The sequence below is a fragment of the Arthrobacter sp. U41 genome, assembly GCF_007679325.1.
In the GTDB taxonomy this organism is placed as follows: domain Bacteria; phylum Actinomycetota; class Actinomycetes; order Actinomycetales; family Micrococcaceae; genus Arthrobacter.
Window position 1 is genome coordinate 441,444 of record NZ_VEGI01000002.1, and the last position, 17,181, is coordinate 458,624.

Genomic DNA, 17,181 nt, shown 5'->3' on the forward strand with positions numbered 1-17,181 from the left:
TGTCCACATGGCCGGGACGGGAACTTCAGGGGGCCAGCAGGAGTCCCTAATGTCGGTGGTATGTCCACGAGCGCCGCCAGGACCGGGAGAACAGGAAGCACAGCCGGCACGGTCAGTACCGCCAGCACCGCGAATTTCGGCAGCACGGCCGGCACCGCATCAGAGGGTGCCGTGATGGCCACCGACGCCGTGGCCTGCGCATCGCGCGGCCACGAGGTCCAGCAGCTTGCAGCCCGAACCGCCGCATGCGTGGACCACGTCGACGCCGCACTGGCCCGGCTGGTCAGTGTGGAACTGCAGAGCTGGCAGTCCCCGGCAGGCCGGGCCTACCGGACGTCGCTGTCATTTCAGGCAGCCTCCCTGCGCCGCAGCCGGGCGGCCCTGCAGGAGGCTGTCGCCGTAGTCCTCCGGCACGCCCAGAACGTGATGATGCCCCCGGGGCGTCCGGGCTGATGGCCGAATCCTCGCCGGCGGGCTCCGGGAGAGCACCCCTGCCGGTTGCGCCGGAGGACGGGGCGCTCAGAATCCGTGGCGGTGTGGGCGGACTCAGTTTCCAGTTCGAGGAGCTGCTGGCCGGCGCCGCGGCCCTGGACGGGATCGTCCGGGAGCTGGCGGCGGTCGAAGTGGAGGCCGACTCGGTGCGGCGTGCCCTGTTCCCCTACCAGACCGACGCGTATTCCAGCGGCAGCCAGGCGATTGTGGCAGTCGGGGAAGGAACCCGGGCCCTCCGCCGCGTCCGCACAGAGCTGGAGGGCCTCGCCAGCGAGGTCCGCGCCAGCCATCGGGAGTACGAGTTCACGGAGGCCCGGAATGCCCTGCTGCTGCGGATTGGCCGCACCGGTCCGGCGTACGGTCCCTTGTGGGGACTGTTCGGCCTGCCTCCGGTCACGGTGCGGGACACGGTGGAGGACGCCGTGGCCCAGGCGCCCGCGAGGCTGGCGCTGCTGCTTGGCCTGCCGGCCGGGTTGGCCGCGTTCGAGGGAGCGGACGGCGGAGTGCGGGCCGCGATCCGTGGAATGGCGGCCGCGCCGGGATTGGAGTTCCTCCGCCCCCGGCCGGTCCGGATCGCCGGCAGGGAAACCCGGACGGAGGAGGTTGACCCCTCACCCGCCGGGTTGCTGCTGCGCGCGGCGGCCGTCGGTCGGAACAGCGGGGAGATCGAGGTCCTCCAACTGGGGGAGCCCGGCAGCCGTGCCTGGGCCGTCATCATTCCCGGCACGCAGCTGGACGGACTGCCGCCGGGCACCAACCCCTTCGACGCCGGCGGCATCACCGAGGGACTCGGCTACGACTCGGCGGAGACCGCCGCCGCCATCCGCAGGGCCCTGACGGACGCCGGCGCCGAGGCGGGCGACCAGGTGGCCGCCGTCGGCTACAGCCAGGGCGGCATCCATGCCATGAACCTTGGCCGGGACAAGGCGTTCCTGGCCGAGTACGAGCTGAAGTTCGTCCTCACGGCGGGTTCCCCGGTGGGCGGGATCGAGCCCGTGGACGGCATTGGCAGCCTGCATCTGGAGCATGAAGCGGACTGGGTGCCCGGAGCGGACGGGCTGCCCAATCCGGACACCAGGGACCGCGTGACTGTCACCTTGACCGGGCCCATCCCCGGCCCTGAATGGCTGGAGCCGGGGATGGGCCCGGGCCACGCCATGGAACGCTACGCCGCCGGCGCCCGGGACATTGCGGCGAGCCGGGATCCGTCACTGCAGGCGTCGACCGCCGCGCTCGCGGCCGTACTCGGTGCGGGTGGCACAGCTACGGTGACGCGCTTCTCGCTCCGGCGCGACGCGATGCCGGCGCACCGTGGGGCTACGGTGGCTCCGGGTGCTCCTGTGGCTCCGGGGCCGCGGCGGAGGCCGGGAGGGAAGCCCACACCCAGCCCGCCGCAGCCCGCGGCTTAGCCAGGTTGAACGCAGTGGCTTACCCGGTTCCTCGCTGCTGTCTTACCGGTCGAGTGCCGGCAGAAAACTGGCCACGAGGGAGACGGCGCTAATGATGAGGGCTGCGAATACCGCGGTCCAGAAAAAGGTGTCAATGGTGAAATTCACCGTGGTGTAGCTGCTGATCCAAGACGTCAGGTAGAGCATTCCAGCATTGATGACAACCGTGAAGAGGCCCAGGGTGAGGATGGTGATCGGCAGCGATAACAGGCTGACAATGGGCTTGACGAAGGCATTGACCAGGCCGAAGATCAATCCGATGAACAAGTAGCCCAGAACAATCGCCACCGTGCTGTTGCTCTGGGTGGTGATATCGAGGCCGGTGAGAATCCAGCAGGCGATTGCCAGGGCCAGTCCGTTGATGATGACCCGCACGATGAATGAGCTCATGGGGCCATGCTGTCATATCTCTCTCTGCCGGCGGCAGGGACCATATCCCCCTCTTTCCCCTGTTCCGGCAGATTGAGGCAGACAAGTGCGGCGGGGACCCGAAGTAGGCTGGTTGGCATGACTTCATCAGAGAATACGGCCGGGGGCATCCGGCCCCGCCCGGTGGTAGACCTTCTTCCCCGCTACGCGGCCGGCAAACCGCCGGTCCCCGTAGAGGGCCTGGTCAGCTACAAGCTTTCCTCCAACGAAAACCCGCTCCCCCCGATCCCTGCAGTGCAGCAGGCCATCGCGGCGCAGACCGACTTCAACCGCTACCCGGATCCGCTGAGCAGCAAGCTCCGCGGATCGCTCGCACGGTTCCTGGACGTTCCGGCCGAGGACATCGTCACCGGCGCCGGGAGCCTGGGTGCACTCAACCAGCTGCTGGCCACCTTCGCGGGGCAGAACGACGACGGCAAACCCGACGAGGTGATCTACGCCTGGCGCTCCTTCGAGGCGTACCCGATTTGCGTCGGGCTTGCCGGCGCCGAGAGCATCCGGGTCCCGCTGACCGGAGACGGCCGCCACGACCTCGATGCCATGGCCGAAGCGGTGACCGCGCGCACCCGCATGATCCTCCTGTGCACCCCCAACAACCCCACCGGCCCGATCCTCACCACCGAGGAGACGGAACGCTTCATCAAGCGGGTTCCCGCCGACGTCGTGGTGGTCATCGATGAGGCCTACCAGGAGTTCGTCCGCGACGAACACGCCGTCGACGGCATCGAAATGTACCGGAAGTACCCCAACGTGGTGGTCCTGCGGACCTTCTCGAAAGCTCATGGCCTCGCCGGGCTGCGGGTCGGCTACAGCGTGTCCCAGCCCGACCTCACCCAGCACCTGCGCGTCGCGGCCACGCCGTTCGCGGTGTCCCAGATCGCCGAAACCGCGGCCGTGACCTCCCTGGAGCATTTCGAGGAGGTTGTAGAAAGGGTACAAAGCCTGGTGGACGAACGGGACCGCGTCACCGCCGGACTGCGGGACCTGGGCTGGTTCGTACCGGAGGCCCAGGGCAACTTCGTGTGGCTCAATCTGGGTGCCGACAGTGTGGAGTTCGCCGCCCTGGCGGGCGAGCGGGCACTCTCCGTTCGCGCCTTCGCCAACGAGGGCGTCCGGGTCAGCATCGGCGAGACCGAGGCCAACACCCGCTTCCTGGAACTCTGTGCGATCTATACAAAACCGCCGCGGCGTTCCTAGCGCTTAACATGACGGCCGCAGCCGGCCGGCTGCGGCTAAAGTAAGGGACGAGTAAGCCAAAATATATGCCGGCCCGGGAATGTATAACCGGTCCGGCATGTATCCCAGCGATTGCGGCGCATTCGGATGCGGCAAGCAAGGAGACGGTATGGGCGCCACACATCTGCCCTCTACCGAGTTCGACGGAACCGACATTGAGGACCGGCTCGAGGCGGAGGCCGAAGCCCGCCTGGGCGATCCTGCCGAGCCGATGGTGCAGCTCCTCGCTCCCGACGGCACCCTGGGCTCCGACCCCGTTTTCTCGGAATACGCCGAACGGCTGAACCCCGAGGATCTGCGCGGATTCTATGCCGACATGGCGAAAATCCGCCGCTTCGACGTCGAGGCCACCGCCCTGCAGCGGCAGGGCCAGCTTGCCTTGTGGGTTCCGCTCACCGGACAGGAAGCCGCCCAGATCGGCTCCGGCCGGGCCAGCCAGCCGCAGGACTACATCTTTCCCACCTACCGCGAGCATGGCGTCGCCCTGACCCGCAACGTGGACCTTGCCGAGTTGCTGCGCCAGTTCCGCGGGGTCTCCAACGGCGGCTGGAACCCCAAGGACACCAACTTCCACCTCTACACCCTGGTCCTCGCGGCCCAGACTCCGCACGCCGTGGGCTACGCGATGGGCATCCAGCGCGACCAGAAGTTCGCTGCGTCCGCCGCCATCACGGACGGAACTCCCGGCCAGACGGCAGAGCCCAAGGCCGCTGTGATGGTCTACTTCGGCGACGGCGCCAGTTCCGAAGGCGACGTCCATGAGTCCATGGTCTTCGCCTCCTCCTACAATGCCCCGGTGGTGTTCTTCTGCCAGAACAACCACTGGGCGATCTCCGTCCCCAGCTCCGTGCAGACCCGTGTCCCGCTGGCCAACCGGGCCAAGGGCTACGGCTTCCCGGGCATCCGGGTGGACGGAAACGACGTCGTCGCCGTCCATGCCGTCACCGAATGGGCCCTGGAGCGTGCCCGCCAGGGCGAGGGTCCCGTGCTGATCGAGGCCTTCACCTACCGCGTCGGCGCGCACACCACGGCTGACGACCCTACGAAATACCGGGAGTCCGCTGAGGAAGGCCGGTGGCGGGCCAAGGACCCGCTGGAGCGCCTGGAGAAGTACCTCCGCGCCCAGGGACTGGCCGACGATGACTTCTTCGAGCGGGTCAGGGCTGACGGCGACGAGCTCGCCGCGTACGTCCGCAAGACCACCCATGACCTGGAAACTCCGGACATCCGGACCGCCTTCGCCAACACTTACGTGGAGGCCCACCCCCTGGTGGCCGAAGAGCTGGCCTGGTTCGAGGAGTACAGCGCAGGATTCGTGGACGAGGCGGAACCTGCAGACACGGAGGCGGCCAACTGATGACCACCATGACCATTGCCAAGGCCATCAACGAAGGCCTCCGCGCCACGCTCACCAACAACCCCCGCGCCCTCCTGATGGGCGAGGACATCGGACCCCTGGGCGGTGTCTACCGGGTCACCGACGGCCTCATCGCGGAGTTCGGCGCCGACCGCGTCGTGGATACCCCGCTGGCGGAGTCCGGGATCATCGGCACCGCCATCGGCTTGTCCCTGCGCGGCTACCTGCCTGTGTGTGAAATCCAGTTCGACGGCTTTGTGTTCCCGGGCTTTAACCAGATCACCACCCAGCTGGCCAAAATGCACTCCCGCAGCAACGGCAACCTCACCGTGCCGGTGGTCATCCGGATCCCCTATGGCGGCGGCATCGGCTCGATCGAACACCACTCGGAGTCCCCGGAAGCGCTGTTCGCCCACACGGCCGGCCTGCGCATCATCACCCCGTCCAACCCGCACGATGCCTACTGGATGATCCAGCAGGCCGCCGACTGCCAGGACCCCGTGATCGTCTTCGAGCCCAAGCGGCGCTACTGGCTCAAGGGCGAGGTGGACACCGAAACCCCCGGAACCTCCGCGGACCCGTTCAAGGCCCACGTGCTCCGCGAGGGCACGGACGCCACCGTGGTGGTCTACGGTCCGCTGGTGCCGGTGGCCCTGGCCGCGGCCAACGCCGCCGCCGAGGACGGCCGGAGCGTCGAGGTGATCGACCTGCGGTCCATCTCGCCGATCGATTTCGACACCGTCACGGAATCCGTCAAGAAGACGGGCCGGCTGATCGTGGCCCACGAGGCCCCGACGTTTGGTGGGATCGGCGGCGAAATCGCGGCGCGGATCAGCGAGCGTGCCTTCCACTCACTGGAGGCACCCGTCATCCGCGTGGGCGGCTTCCACATGCCCTACCCGGTGGCGAAGGTGGAGGAAGACTACCTGCCGGACATCGACCGCATTCTTGAGGCACTGGACCGTGCGTTCTCCTATTAATTGCGCCTTTTCCTACTGACTGCGCCCTTTCCTGCTGACCGGTTCCCCCTGAGGCGCCTTTCCCCAACAAGGACAACATGACTCTCCACAAGTTCAACCTCCCCGACGTGGGCGAAGGGCTGACCGAGGCCGAGATCGTCGCCTGGAAGGTCAAACCCGGCGACACGGTGGCCATCAATGATGTCCTGTGCGAAATCGAGACCGCGAAGTCCCTCGTGGAACTGCCTTCGCCGTTCGCCGGCACCGTTACCGAGCTGCTCGTGCCCGAGGGCCTGACGGTCGACGTCGGGACCGCGATCATCAGCGTCAGCGACGCGGCCCCTGCCGCGGCGGACGCCGCCGTCGAGCCTGCCCCCGCCGCGGAGGCTCCTGATGTTCCGCTGTACGGGAAGCTGGAGGCGGATACGTCCGACGCCGGTGACTCGGCCGGGCGCCCGGCCGGCGGCCCCCTGGTGGGCTCCGGTCCGAAGGCTGACGCCGTCAAACGCCGCCGGCGGGTTGCCGCGCCGACGGCGACGCCGGCTGTGTCGGCCGCCACCGCCGAGCCGGCCCCGCTCGCCGAGCCTGTGCCGACGCCTGCCGGGTTCCCTGGCCGAGCTGGCGAGGTTGGGGAGCAGGTGGGGGTCGAGGCGCACGACATCTGGATCAGCCCGGAGGCCGTCGCACACGCGGAGCGTCCGGAAGCCCCCGGTTCCGCCGAAGCCATTGACCAGCGCCCCACCCTCGGCGGCGCCATCAGCGGACTCGTCAACAGGGTCCTGGCCAAGCCTCCCGTGCGTAAGATCGCCCGGGACCTCGGCATCGACCTGTCCGACGTCGTCCCCACCGGCGCCCGAGGGGAAGTGACGCGCGAGGACCTGGTCAGCTACCAGGCCCAGCGTGACGCGGAAGTGGACAAGGCGGACACGTTCTGGGGCAAGACCGGCCGCCCGCAGGAACAGCGGATCGAACGGATCCCGGTCAAGGGCGTCCGCAAGGCCACCGCGAGGGCCATGGTCGAGTCTGCCTTCGCGGCGCCGCACGTGAGCATCTTCGTCGACGTCGATGCCAGCCGGACCATGGAGTTCGTCAAGCGGCTCAAGACCTCCCGCGATTTCGAGGGCATCAAGGTTTCCCCGCTGCTGATCCTGGCCAAGGCTGTCATCTGGGCCGCGGCCCGCAACCCCAGCGTCAACGCGACCTGGGTGCACAACCCGGACGGCAGTGACTCCGCCGAGATCCACGTCAAGCACTTCATGAACCTCGGAATCGCCGCCGCAACCCCCCGCGGGCTGATGGTCCCCAACATCAAAAACGCCCAGGATCTCTCGCTCAAGGAGCTGGCCCTGGCCTTGAACGACCTCGCGACAACCGCCCGCGCGGGCAAGACCCAGCCGGCCCAGATGCAGGGCGGCACCCTGACGGTCACCAACATCGGCGCCCTCGGCATCGACACCGGCACGCCGATCATCAACCCCGGCGAGGTCGCCATCGTGGCCTTCGGCACCATCAAGCAGAAGCCCTGGGTCCTTGACGGAGAGGTGATTCCGCGCTGGATCACCACCCTCGGCGGCTCCTTCGACCACCGGGTGGTGGACGGCGACCTCTCGGCACGTTTCATGGCAGACGTTGCGTCGATCCTGGAGGAGCCCGCGCTGCTGCTCGACTGAGCGCGCTGGTGACACGCGTCAAGGCCGGCCTGTCCCGGACGGTCCGCCGGCACTAGAGTGGCACCAGCCGCCGCCAGCCCGGCGGACGCGGATCAAAGGAGATGTTGCGTGTTTTCGAGCCCGTTCCCCGATGTGGAAATTCCCGATGTCAGCCTCTACGACTACCTCTTCGGCGGCCTGGCGGAGGCGGACCTGGACCGGATCGCCGTCGTGGACGGCACGAGCGGCGCGGAGACCAGCTACCGGACCCTGGTGGGGCAGATCGACGCCGTTTCCGGAGCCGTGTCGGCGCGGGGCCTGGGCGTCCACGGCGTCGCGGCAATCCTGTGCCCCAACATTCCGGCCTTCGCCGTGGTTTTCCACGGACTCCTGCGGGCCGGCGCGACGGTCACCACCGTCAACTCCCTGTACACGGCGGATGAGATCGCCCACCAGCTCCACGACGCCGGAGCCGAGTGGATGTTTACTGTCTCGGCCCTCCTCCCCGCCGCCCGGGACGCCGCCACGCGTGCCGGAATCCCGGCGGACAGGATCGTCGTGCTCGACGGCGCCGCCGGCCACCCCTCGCTGCGGGACCTGCTGGCAGCCGGCGCCCCGGCGCCCGACGTCGCGTTCGATCCCGCCACCCACGTGGCCGTCCTGCCGTACTCCTCCGGGACCACCGGCCGGCCCAAGGGGGTGATGCTCAGTCACCGTAACCTTGTGGCGAACGCCGAGCAGTCCCGCGGGCTGCTCAAGGTCACCGCGGAGGACCGGCTGCTGGCCCTGCTGCCGTTTTTCCACATCTACGGACTGACCGTGCTGCTGAACCTCGCCCTGCGCCAGCGCGCCTGCCTCGTGACGATGCCGAAGTTTGATCTGGCCGAGTTCCTGCGGATCATCCAGGACCACCGGTGCAGCTACCTCTTTATTGCCCCGCCGGTGGCCGTGGCCCTGACAAAGCACCCGATGGTGGCCGACTACGATCTCAGCTCGGTGCACACAGCACTGTCCGGCGCGGCGCCCCTCGACGGGGAACTGGGCGGCAGGCTGGCCGAACGCCTTGGTTGCCGGGTACTCCAGGGCTACGGCATGACCGAGATGAGCCCGGTGTCCCACCTGATTCCCGCTGACGCCGCGGAGCTGCCCGTCAGCTCGGTCGGATACACCGTCCCCAACATGGACTGCCGGCTGCTGGATCCCGCCACCGGGGACGAGATCGACATGCCGGCCGAGGGCACCAGCGCGCCCGGCCACCTTCTCTGCCGGGGACCGAACGTGATGCTCGGCTACCTGAACCGGCCCGGGGAAACGGCGGACACGCTCGACGCCGACGGCTTCCTGCGCACCGGGGACATCGCCACCGTGAACGCCGATGGCGTGGTCACCATCGTCGACCGGCTCAAGGAACTGATCAAGTACAAGGGCTACCAGATCGCTCCGGCGGAGCTGGAAGCGCTGCTCCTCACGCACCCCGGTATCGCCGACGCCGCGGTGATCGGAACGTCCGACGCCGACGGCCAGGAGGTGCCTATGGCGTTTGTGGTGCGCCAGCCCGGAGCCGACGGCGAGCGGCTCGACGAGGCCGCCGTGATGGACTTCGTGGCGGCCAAGGTGGCGCCCTTCAAGAAGATCCGCCGGGTGGACTTCATCGACGCCGTGCCAAAGTCCGCCTCCGGCAAAATCCTGCGCCGGAAGCTCAAGACGGCTGACGCCGCAGCAGGATAGTCCGGCCGCTGCCCGGCTGGCGGTCCAGCGGCCCTGGACCGCTAGTCGGGCACGTCTGTCTTGGCGATGTAAACGTCGCAGGGGGCGTTGTGGGCCACGGAGTTGGCAACGCTCCCGAGGACACGCCCCAGCCCTTTCATCCGGCGGTTGCCGACCACGATCAGCTGTGCCTCGGAGCGGGCCGCTTCTTCGATGAGAGCTTCGGCCGGCTTGCCTCGGGCGGCCGCGTACGTGACATGGACTGCAGGAGTGCGCAGGCTGTCGGCGACGCTCCGGGCCACCTTCTCCGCGTCCCCGGCGTCGGAGACAATCCACTTGTCGCCGCCGCTGCGGTAGACCTCTGTCCTGTCGCTGTCGAACGCGCTGACCACGTGAAGGGTGGCCCCGAGCGAAGCGGCCAGATCGCGTGCGGTCTGCGCGGCCCTCAGCGCAGTCTCGCTGCCATCGACGCCGACAACAATAATTCCGGTCATGAAGTGCTCCTTGGGATCAACGAACGGCTGGCCGTAACAATGCTTCAGGCTACAGCGCGGCGATGGCTTCCCGCAGGACTGGAGCCAGCCGGCGGACCCCTTCGCGGATAATTTCCGGCGGGACGGCACTGAACGCCAGCCGGATCTTGTTGGAGGGCTCATCGGAATGGGTGAAGGCCGCGCCCGGAATGAAGACCACCCCGGCGTCGATGGCCTTCTTCAGCAAGGGGTAGGTGTCAACACCGTCGGGCAGGGTGACCCAGATGAAGAATCCACCTTCCGGCCGGGTCCAGCTCAGGCCCGGCGGCATGTACTCGTCGAGGGCCGCCAGCATCGCGTCGCACCGTTCCTTGTACAGCCCCCGGTAGGTCTCGATCTGGCCGCGCCAGTCGTAGTCGCGCAGATAGGCGGAGACCAGCATCTGGTTGAGGGTCGGCGGGCACAGGGTGACCGCTTCGGACGCGAGGTAATAACGGCGCTGCAGGTGCGCCGGGACCAGGGCCCAGCCGATCCGCAGGCCGGGAGCGAAGATCTTGGAGAAGGACCCCATGTAGATGACGTCGTCCGGGTTGGCGGCCCGCAGCGGCGTGAGCGGCTTGCCGTCAAACCGCAGTAGTCCGTAGGGATTGTCCTCCAGCACCAGAATATTCGCATTGCGGCATGTATCAACAACCTGCTGCCGCCGCTCCGCGGACAGGGTGACGCCGGAGGGGTTGTTGAAGCTGGGGATGGTGTACAGGAACTTGATGTTCTTGCCGGCCGTTTGCAGGGCGGCGATTTTTGCCTCAAGGAGGTCCGGAATAATGCCGTCACCGTCCATCGGCACGGTGGCGACCTCCACCTGGTAGGCCTCGAAGGTGTTGAGTGCGCCGACATAGGTGGGATCCTCCACCAGCACCACGTCGCCCGGGTTGCAGAAGACCTTGGTGGCGACATCCTGCGCCGACTGCGAACCCGCGGTGATCACCACGTTCTCCGGTTTGGCGTCCAGGATCCCTTCCGCGGCCATGACTTCGCAGATCTGGGTGCGGAGCTCCTCGGTGCCTTGGCCCCCGCCGTACTGCAGGGCGGTCATGCCCTGTTCCGCGATGATCTTCGCGGCTGTCTGGCCGAGCCGTTCCAGCGGCAGGGACTGGAGGTACGGGCTTCCGCCGGCCAGGGACACGAGGCCGGGGCGCAGCGAGATGTCGAAGACATCGCGGACTGCCGATTGCTTGATATTTGCTGCGCGCTCCGAGAACAGATCCTCGTGGCGGTGGGCGGACGTAGCCGCACGTTCGATTGCGTCAATTGCCTCGGCCGGAAGTACTTCTGCGGCGGCATCAAGTGTTTCGTGGGTCACATCTCCCAGAATACAACCCTTGTTGTTGCATGGGAAACTTTTGTTTTCCCACCACCGCGGATTGGCTACGTAAACGGACAGCCGCCACGTGGATCCACGTGGCGGCTGTCAGAAATCGGCGCGAAATCGCCGGGGCTTATGCCGCGGTGGCCGTGCGGGATTCTTCCAGCGCGTCGAAGACACCCTTGATCTGCTCCACGACCTCGGCGTCGTCCTTGGGGTGGACCTCGGCGAAGCGGACCATGGAACCCGGGACGGCCAGCTTGACGTCCTCGAGGACGCGGGCGCCGGCGATGCCGACGGCCTTGCGGGCCTCGTCCTGGGCCCAGACTCCGCCGAACTGGCCGAAGGCGGTGCCGACGACGGCGGTCGGCTTGCCGTTCAGGGCGCCGGCGCCGAACGGGCGGGACAGCCAGTCGATGGCGTTCTTGAGCGAGGCGGGGACCGTGCCGTTGTGCTCCGGAGTGACCAGGAGCAGGGTGTCGGCGTCATTCGCGGCGGCGCGCAGGGCGGCGGCGGCGGCCGGGACCCGGCCCTCGACGTCGATGTCCTCGTTGTAGAACGGGATGTTGCCGAGGCTGTCGTGGATGAGCACCTTAACCTGCTCCGGCGCGTTCAGCTGGATGGCCTCGGCCAGCTTCTGGTTGGTGGAATCGGCGCGCAGGCTGCCGACCAGGGTGAGTACGGTGTTCTTGGTCATGTGAACTCCTTGGTATCGCGCCGCGGGTGATCCTGCGGCTGGCTGATCGTGGAGGCTTTGCCGGCCTTCACTGATCAAAACGGACTGCGGTCCGCTTCTATTCCCCGGGGCTAGACTGTGCGGTGTGAGCTCAATCCCAATGCGCCCGGGCCTGGAGCCAGAGCGCCGCGACGCCGCCCGGAACCGCGAGCTGCTCCTCCGTGCCGCCCGCGAACTTATTGAGGAGTGCGGGGCCGACGGCCTGACCATGGGAACGCTGGCGCAGCGGGCCGGCGTGGGCAAGGGGACGGTGTTCCGGCGGTTCGGCAGCCGGGCCGGGCTCATGATGAGCCTTTTGAGCGACGCGGAGGCCCACTTCCAGGGGCGCTTTATGTTCGGTCCGCCCCCGCTCGGCCCCGGCGCGCCGCCGCTGGAGCGGCTTATTGCCTTTGGCGAGGAGCGGATCACCTGGGTGCTGGAATTCGGCGAGCTGGCCCGGGCCGCGGACGTGTCGGCCTACAACCGGTTCGACGTGCCGGCGGCCGTGCTCTGGCACCGGCACCTGGAGATGCTGCTGCGGGAAGCGGGAGTCACCACGGATCCCTGGCTCATGGCCACGTCGCTAAGCGCCGTCCTGGAGCCGGAGCGGATCCTGCATGCCGTCCGCGTGCACCACGTAGCCCCGGAACGGCTCGCCGCGTCATGGCGCGAGCTCGTCTCGCGCGTAGTGCGCGGCGCCTAAGCAGGTGCGGATCGCCGGCTCGCGAGGATCAAATCAATTCACCTGAATTATTCATAACGATCTGATACCTGACTGCCGGAACGCCGGTCCGACGTCGCCTGATGGCGATATCGATGTGATAGTTTCCTCTGGAATGTGACCTGCAACATAGCCCCCCAGGGCCCGCCGAAAGGCCTGCAGGCGGCCAGATACCCGCTGGCCCAGATCCCGGATCGGCGGCGGTAATCCCCTGCCGGACGGGGACTACGGAAGGATCAGGTAGTGAATCTTGTCAGCAATCCCGCGCGCGGCGAGGCTGTTTCAGCCGGCCCGGCGGGCACCGCACAGGCACCGGCGATCCAGAACTAGTCCCCATGCTCCGATACCTCGCCAAGCGCGCCCTCACCTATGCCTTCATGATCTTCCTGACCACCACCGCCGGGTACTTCCTGGCCGTGAACACCCTGCAGCCGGCGCTGCTGGAGCAGGAGCGGATCCCGCGGCCCACCCCCGAGCAGGTGGCCAACTCCTTCCGGCTCAAGGGCCTCGATCCGGAGCTCAGCCCGTGGGAACGCTACGTCGAGTGGCTCACGGCGATCGTCACCCGCTGGGACTGGGGGCGCAGCCCCAGCGGCGCGTTCATCAACGCCGAATTCGGCGATCGGGTCTGGATCTCCACCCGGCTGTTCCTGGCCTCCATCATCCTGACCCTCATCATCGGCATCGCCCTGGGCGTCTACACGGCGGCCCGGCAGTACAAAGCCTCGGACCGGGTCATCACCTCCTACAGCTACCTCGTCTATATCGTGCCCGCACCGATCGCCTACTTCCTGGTGCAGCTCGGAGCCATCAACATCAACGAGACGGTCGGAGAACGCATCTTCTTTGTCACCGGCATTTCCACGCCCGGGCTGGAGGGGGACGGCTGGGCGCAGTTCGTGGACATGCTGGCCCACTACGCGGTACCGACCTTCGCGATCACGATCGTGGGCTGGGGGGCCTACCAGATCGCCCAGCGCCAATACCTCCTGGACAACGTCAACGCCGACTTCGTCCGGACCGCGCGGGCCAAGGGACTCACCCGCAACCAGGCCATCAGCCGGCATGCCCTTCGCGTGTCCTTCATCCCCGTGGCACAAAGCATCGCCTTCACGATCCCAGCCATCTTCGCCGGCGGATTCTTCGCTGAAAAGATCTTCGCCTGGCACGGCGTCGGCTCCTGGAGCATCGACGCGATCGCCCTGCAGGACGTCAACGCCGCGACGGCGACCCTCGCCTACGGCTCCGTAATCTTCGCGATCGGTGCGATCCTCGCGGACTTCGCCACCACGCTGGTCGACCCGAGAGTGCGGGTGCAGTAACCATGACAAACCTCAACACCATCGACCCGGCCGCCGTCGCCGGCGAAGCCAAGATCGAGAACAACGACGTCGTCATCGCCAAGTCGACGATCATCCTCCGCCGCTTCCTGCGCAACAAGACAGCCGTCGTCGGCCTCGTCATCTTCGCGGCGCTGACCCTGTTCTCCCTCATCGGCGGCTTCTTCTCCAGCTGGGACAAGGAGACGATCGACCCCTTCAGCATCGGCATGCCGCCGTCGGCCGAGCACCTGCTGGGCACCTCGCAGGCCGGCATTGACCTGTACGCCCTCACTGTCGAGGGCGCCCGGGTCTCGATCCTGATCGGCCTCGTCGTCGGCCTCGTCTCCGTGCTGATCGCGGCGGTGTACGGCTGCACCATGGCCTACTTCGGCGGGAAGGTGGACAAGGTCATGCTGTTCATCCTCGAGGCCCTGATCATGATGCCGGCACTGCTGGTGGTGGCCGTGGCCACGAGCGGCGGCGGCAACGGCCTGCAGGAGAGCCTGCCCAGCTGGCTGCTGCTGATCATCGTCCTGCTGGTCTTCAGCTGGATGGGCACGGCCCGCCTCATCCGTTCGCTGTCGATGTCCCTGATGTCGCGCGACTTCGTCAAGGCGGCCCAGTACATGGGAATCCCGCCGCGGCGCATCGTCTGGCGGCACCTCGTCCCGAATATCGGCTCGCTCCTGGTCCTTGACATCACCCGCGGAGTCACCGGCGCGATCCTGGCCGAGGTTGCGTTCTCCTTCATCGGTATCGGCATCAAGGTCCCGGATGTGAGCCTGGGCGTGCTGATTGGCCAGGCCACGTCCCAGGTCTCCACGTTCCCGTGGATGTTCTGGGTGCCGCTGACCGTCATGTTCCTGCTCACCGGTTCGCTGGCCATGATGAACGACGGCCTGAGGGACGCGTTCGACCCCAGCTCCAGCTCCATCGGCAGCGCCGGGAAACGCGCCCGCGGCCAGGGGAGGACCGGCAGGAACCAGAAGAACGCCAGGACTGGCAAGACACAGGAGAAGGCCTCATGAGCCACGAAATGACTGCCAGCGCCGAATCCTCCGAGCTCTCCGCCGCCGGCCTCTCCACTGCCGAGCGCCTTCACGTCGCCGGCCTGCACGCGCCGGGTGATGCCCCCACGGATGCCGTGCTGTCCGTCCGTGACCTGAACGTCCGCTTCAACACGGAGAACGGTGTGGTCCACGCCGTCCGCGGTATCGACTTCGACCTCCGTGCCGGCAGGACGCTGGGCATCGTAGGCGAATCGGGGTCCGGGAAGTCCGTTACCTCCATGGCCATCCTGGGCCTGCTGCCGGACACCGCCGAAATCACCGGTTCGGTCCGGCTCCAGGGCAAGGAGCTGCTGGGCCTCAGCGACAAGGCGATGTGCCGGCACCGCGGCCACGACATCGCCATGGTCTTCCAGGATCCGCTGTCGTCCCTGACCCCGGTCTACACCGTGGGCGCCCAGATCATCGAGGCGCTCACGGTCCACAACGCCAACATGAGCAAGCAGGCAAAGGAAGCGCGCGCCGTCGAACTCCTCGGCATGGTGGGCATTCCCAGCCCGAAAGACCGGCTCAAGGCCTTCCCGCACGAATTCTCCGGCGGCATGCGCCAGCGCGTGATGATCGCCATCGCGATCGCCAACAACCCGCGTGTGCTGATCGCGGACGAGCCGACGACGGCGCTCGACGTCACCATCCAGGCGCAGGTCCTTGAGGTGCTGCACACCGCGCAGGAGGAAACCGGCGCCGCCGTCGTCATGATCACCCACGATCTGGGCGTCGTCGCCGGTATGGCGGACGACATCATGGTGATGTACGCCGGCAAGCCCGTGGAGACCGGCAGCGTGGATGACATCTACTACAACCCGCGAATGCCGTACACGATGGGCCTGCTGGGCGCGGTGCCGCGCGTCGATGTGGCCGAGAAGACCTCGCTGGTACCGATCGAGGGCCTCCCGCCGAATCTTGTCCACACACCGACAGGCTGTTCCTTCGCGCCGCGCTGCCCGCTGGCTGGCGACGCCTGCCTCGAGGGTGAGCCGGAGCTGTGGCCCGTCGCCGGGGCCGGCCTGGACGGCGGCCTGCAGCACAAGGCTGCCTGCATCAAGACGGATTCCCTCGGCGGTGACGTGGACGTCCGCGAGATCTTCCGGGCCCCGGCCGTTCCGGTGTCAGACTTTGACGCGGTCCCGCGCGCCGAACGCCGGACCGTGCTGGAGCTCCGCGACGTGCGGAAACACTTCCCGCTGATGAAGGGCGCCCTGATCAAGCGCCGGATCGGCACCGTCAAGGCCGTGGATGGGCTGAGCTTCGATATCCGCGAAGGTGAGTGCTTCTCGATTGTGGGCGAGTCCGGCTGCGGCAAGACCACCACCCTCCTGGAAATCATGGAGTTCCACAAGGACCAGGACGGCGAGGTGGTGATCGGCGGGCTCAGCAACAAGCAGGCCGCGGACGCCAGGACGAAGGGCGCCATGCGCAAGGAACTCCAGATGGTGTTCCAGGACCCCACCGGCGCCCTCGACCCGCGTTTCACCGTGTTTGAGGTGCTGTCCGAGCCGCTCGAGAACGCGGGCATGGCCAAGCCCCAGATCCGCGCGCGGATCATGGAGCTGATGGAACTCGTGGGCCTCCAGCCGGACCACGTGAACCGCTTCCCCAACCAGTTCTCCGGCGGCCAGCGCCAGCGCATCGGCATCGCCCGTGCCCTCGCCGTGAACCCCAGACTGGTGGTCCTGGACGAGCCGGTATCCGCCCTGGACGTGTCCGTGCAGGCCGGCGTGATCAACCTCCTGGACAAGCTCCGCGCCGAACTCGGGCTGAGCTACCTGATGGTGGCCCATGACCTCTCCGTGGTGCGACACATCTCCAACCGTGTAGCGGTGATGTACCTGGGCAAGATTGTGGAGATCGGCGACGTCGACGCCGTCTTCGACAATCCGCGCCATCCCTACACCCGGGCCCTGCTCTCCGCGATTCCGGTCCCGGACCCCGTCCTGGAACGCACCCGCGAACGGATCATCCTGCAGGGGGATCTACCTTCCCCGCTCGAGGCGCCCAAGGGTTGCAACTTCGCCACCCGCTGCCCGGTCTTCGCCGCGCTGCCGCCGGCCAAGCAGGAGAAATGCCTCACCCTCGAGCCGCCGTTGGAAGCGGCGACGGCTCCCGCCACGGCCGCCGGTCACCGGACCGCCGGACTCCCGGCCGCACCCGCGGCCCCCACAGACCAGCACTTCGCCTGTTTCTACCCGGACGGCGAACTGGACGCGGACATGTTGGTTGTCCACGAGTCCCTCTGACGC

Annotated in this window: 15 protein-coding genes; 11 read left to right on the forward strand and 4 right to left on the reverse strand. The window is 67.5% G+C overall.

The annotated features are described in order from the left end of the window. Positions 1 to 60 precede the first annotated feature (60 nt). A complete protein-coding gene (locus FS787_RS10835; protein ID WP_260982502.1) occupies positions 61 to 453 on the forward strand; it encodes a hypothetical protein in 393 nt (130 codons plus the stop codon). 83 nt (positions 454 to 536) lie between these two features. After that, a complete protein-coding gene (locus tag FS787_RS10840) occupies positions 537 to 1,901 on the forward strand; it encodes a hypothetical protein (protein ID WP_144672414.1) in 1,365 nt (454 codons plus the stop codon). Positions 1,902 to 1,943: 42 nt separating this feature from the next. Here FS787_RS10840 and FS787_RS10845 read toward each other — a convergent pair whose 3' ends face one another. Beyond that, a complete protein-coding gene (locus FS787_RS10845) occupies positions 1,944 to 2,330 on the reverse strand; it encodes a phage holin family protein (protein ID WP_144672415.1) in 387 nt (128 codons plus the stop codon). Positions 2,331 to 2,447: 117 nt separating this feature from the next. Between FS787_RS10845 and FS787_RS10850 the strand changes: the two genes are divergently transcribed. The 5 genes from FS787_RS10850 to FS787_RS10870 all read left to right on the forward strand — a co-directional run bounded on the left by FS787_RS10850 (position 2,448) and on the right by FS787_RS10870 (position 9,298). Then, positions 2,448 to 3,566, forward strand: coding sequence for a histidinol-phosphate transaminase (locus FS787_RS10850; RefSeq protein WP_186329158.1), 1,119 nt, complete (start codon positions 2,448 to 2,450; stop codon positions 3,564 to 3,566). 148 nt (positions 3,567 to 3,714) lie between these two features. Further along, positions 3,715 to 4,962 (forward strand): pyruvate dehydrogenase (acetyl-transferring) E1 component subunit alpha, encoded by a 1,248-nt coding sequence (gene pdhA / locus FS787_RS10855; protein WP_144672417.1) that lies wholly within the window; start codon positions 3,715 to 3,717, stop codon positions 4,960 to 4,962. Then, the gene (locus FS787_RS10860) at positions 4,962 to 5,942 is read left to right on the forward strand and encodes an alpha-ketoacid dehydrogenase subunit beta (protein WP_144672418.1); all 981 of its coding nucleotides are present in this window, start codon (positions 4,962 to 4,964) and stop codon (positions 5,940 to 5,942) included. The genes pdhA and FS787_RS10860 overlap by 1 nt, the downstream gene beginning before the upstream one ends. A 77-nt stretch (positions 5,943 to 6,019) precedes the next feature. Further along, positions 6,020 to 7,591 carry a dihydrolipoamide acetyltransferase family protein gene (locus FS787_RS10865; protein ID WP_144672419.1) on the forward strand — a complete coding sequence of 524 codons (1,572 nt, stop codon included), beginning with the start codon at positions 6,020 to 6,022 and terminating at the stop codon, positions 7,589 to 7,591. A gap of 108 nt (positions 7,592 to 7,699) precedes the next feature. Further along, complete coding sequence (locus FS787_RS10870) at positions 7,700 to 9,298, forward strand: AMP-binding protein (RefSeq protein WP_144672420.1); 1,599 nt, start codon at positions 7,700 to 7,702, stop codon at positions 9,296 to 9,298. 41 nt (positions 9,299 to 9,339) lie between these two features. On the opposite strand, the gene FS787_RS10875 is transcribed toward FS787_RS10870, so the two are convergent. From FS787_RS10875 to FS787_RS10885, 3 genes are all read right to left on the reverse strand, one after another. Beyond that, positions 9,340 to 9,771: a universal stress protein gene (locus FS787_RS10875; RefSeq protein ID WP_144672421.1), complete on the reverse strand. Its 432-nt coding sequence runs from the start codon at positions 9,769 to 9,771 to the stop codon at positions 9,340 to 9,342. A 49-nt stretch (positions 9,772 to 9,820) separates the two neighbouring features. Then, a complete protein-coding gene (locus FS787_RS10880) occupies positions 9,821 to 11,113 on the reverse strand; it encodes a PLP-dependent aminotransferase family protein (protein WP_144672422.1) in 1,293 nt (430 codons plus the stop codon). 136 nt (positions 11,114 to 11,249) lie between these two features. Beyond that, complete coding sequence (locus FS787_RS10885; RefSeq protein WP_144672423.1) at positions 11,250 to 11,813, reverse strand: NAD(P)H-dependent oxidoreductase; 564 nt, start codon at positions 11,811 to 11,813, stop codon at positions 11,250 to 11,252. A 124-nt stretch (positions 11,814 to 11,937) separates the two neighbouring features. Here FS787_RS10885 and FS787_RS10890 point away from each other — a divergent pair, with 124 nt between their 5' ends. The 4 genes from FS787_RS10890 (at position 11,938) to FS787_RS10905 (ending at position 17,178) form a co-directional block, all read left to right on the forward strand. Then, positions 11,938 to 12,534, forward strand: coding sequence for a TetR/AcrR family transcriptional regulator (locus FS787_RS10890; RefSeq protein ID WP_186329159.1), 597 nt, complete (start codon positions 11,938 to 11,940; stop codon positions 12,532 to 12,534). Between the two features lie 353 nt (positions 12,535 to 12,887). Continuing rightward, positions 12,888 to 13,874, forward strand: a complete 987-nt coding sequence (locus FS787_RS10895) for an ABC transporter permease (RefSeq protein WP_144672424.1) — start codon at positions 12,888 to 12,890, stop codon at positions 13,872 to 13,874. A gap of 2 nt (positions 13,875 to 13,876) precedes the next feature. After that, positions 13,877 to 14,902, forward strand: a complete 1,026-nt coding sequence (locus tag FS787_RS10900; RefSeq protein ID WP_144672425.1) for an ABC transporter permease — start codon at positions 13,877 to 13,879, stop codon at positions 14,900 to 14,902. 8 nt (positions 14,903 to 14,910) lie between these two features. Further along, positions 14,911 to 17,178, forward strand: a complete 2,268-nt coding sequence (locus tag FS787_RS10905) for an ABC transporter ATP-binding protein (protein ID WP_144672532.1) — start codon at positions 14,911 to 14,913, stop codon at positions 17,176 to 17,178. Positions 17,179 to 17,181: the final 3 nt, after the last annotated feature.

What these genes read in the sequence shown, in the direction of transcription:
- FS787_RS10835 (WP_260982502.1), top strand. Translation starts at nt 61, where the DNA reads ATGTCCACGAGCGCCGCCAGGACCGGGAGAACAGGAAGCACAGCCGGC.
- FS787_RS10845 (WP_144672415.1), bottom strand. Translation starts at nt 2,330, where the DNA reads ATGAGCTCATTCATCGTGCGGGTCATCATCAACGGACTGGCCCTGGCA.
- FS787_RS10850 (WP_186329158.1), top strand. Translation starts at nt 2,448, where the DNA reads ATGACTTCATCAGAGAATACGGCCGGGGGCATCCGGCCCCGCCCGGTG.
- pdhA (WP_144672417.1), top strand. Translation starts at nt 3,715, where the DNA reads ATGGGCGCCACACATCTGCCCTCTACCGAGTTCGACGGAACCGACATT.
- FS787_RS10860 (WP_144672418.1), top strand. Translation starts at nt 4,962, where the DNA reads ATGACCACCATGACCATTGCCAAGGCCATCAACGAAGGCCTCCGCGCC.
- FS787_RS10865 (WP_144672419.1), top strand. Translation starts at nt 6,020, where the DNA reads ATGACTCTCCACAAGTTCAACCTCCCCGACGTGGGCGAAGGGCTGACC.
- FS787_RS10875 (WP_144672421.1), bottom strand. Translation starts at nt 9,771, where the DNA reads ATGACCGGAATTATTGTTGTCGGCGTCGATGGCAGCGAGACTGCGCTG.
- FS787_RS10885 (WP_144672423.1), bottom strand. Translation starts at nt 11,813, where the DNA reads ATGACCAAGAACACCGTACTCACCCTGGTCGGCAGCCTGCGCGCCGAT.
- FS787_RS10895 (WP_144672424.1), top strand. Translation starts at nt 12,888, where the DNA reads ATGCTCCGATACCTCGCCAAGCGCGCCCTCACCTATGCCTTCATGATC.
- FS787_RS10900 (WP_144672425.1), top strand. Translation starts at nt 13,877, where the DNA reads ATGACAAACCTCAACACCATCGACCCGGCCGCCGTCGCCGGCGAAGCC.
- FS787_RS10905 (WP_144672532.1), top strand. Translation starts at nt 14,911, where the DNA reads ATGACTGCCAGCGCCGAATCCTCCGAGCTCTCCGCCGCCGGCCTCTCC.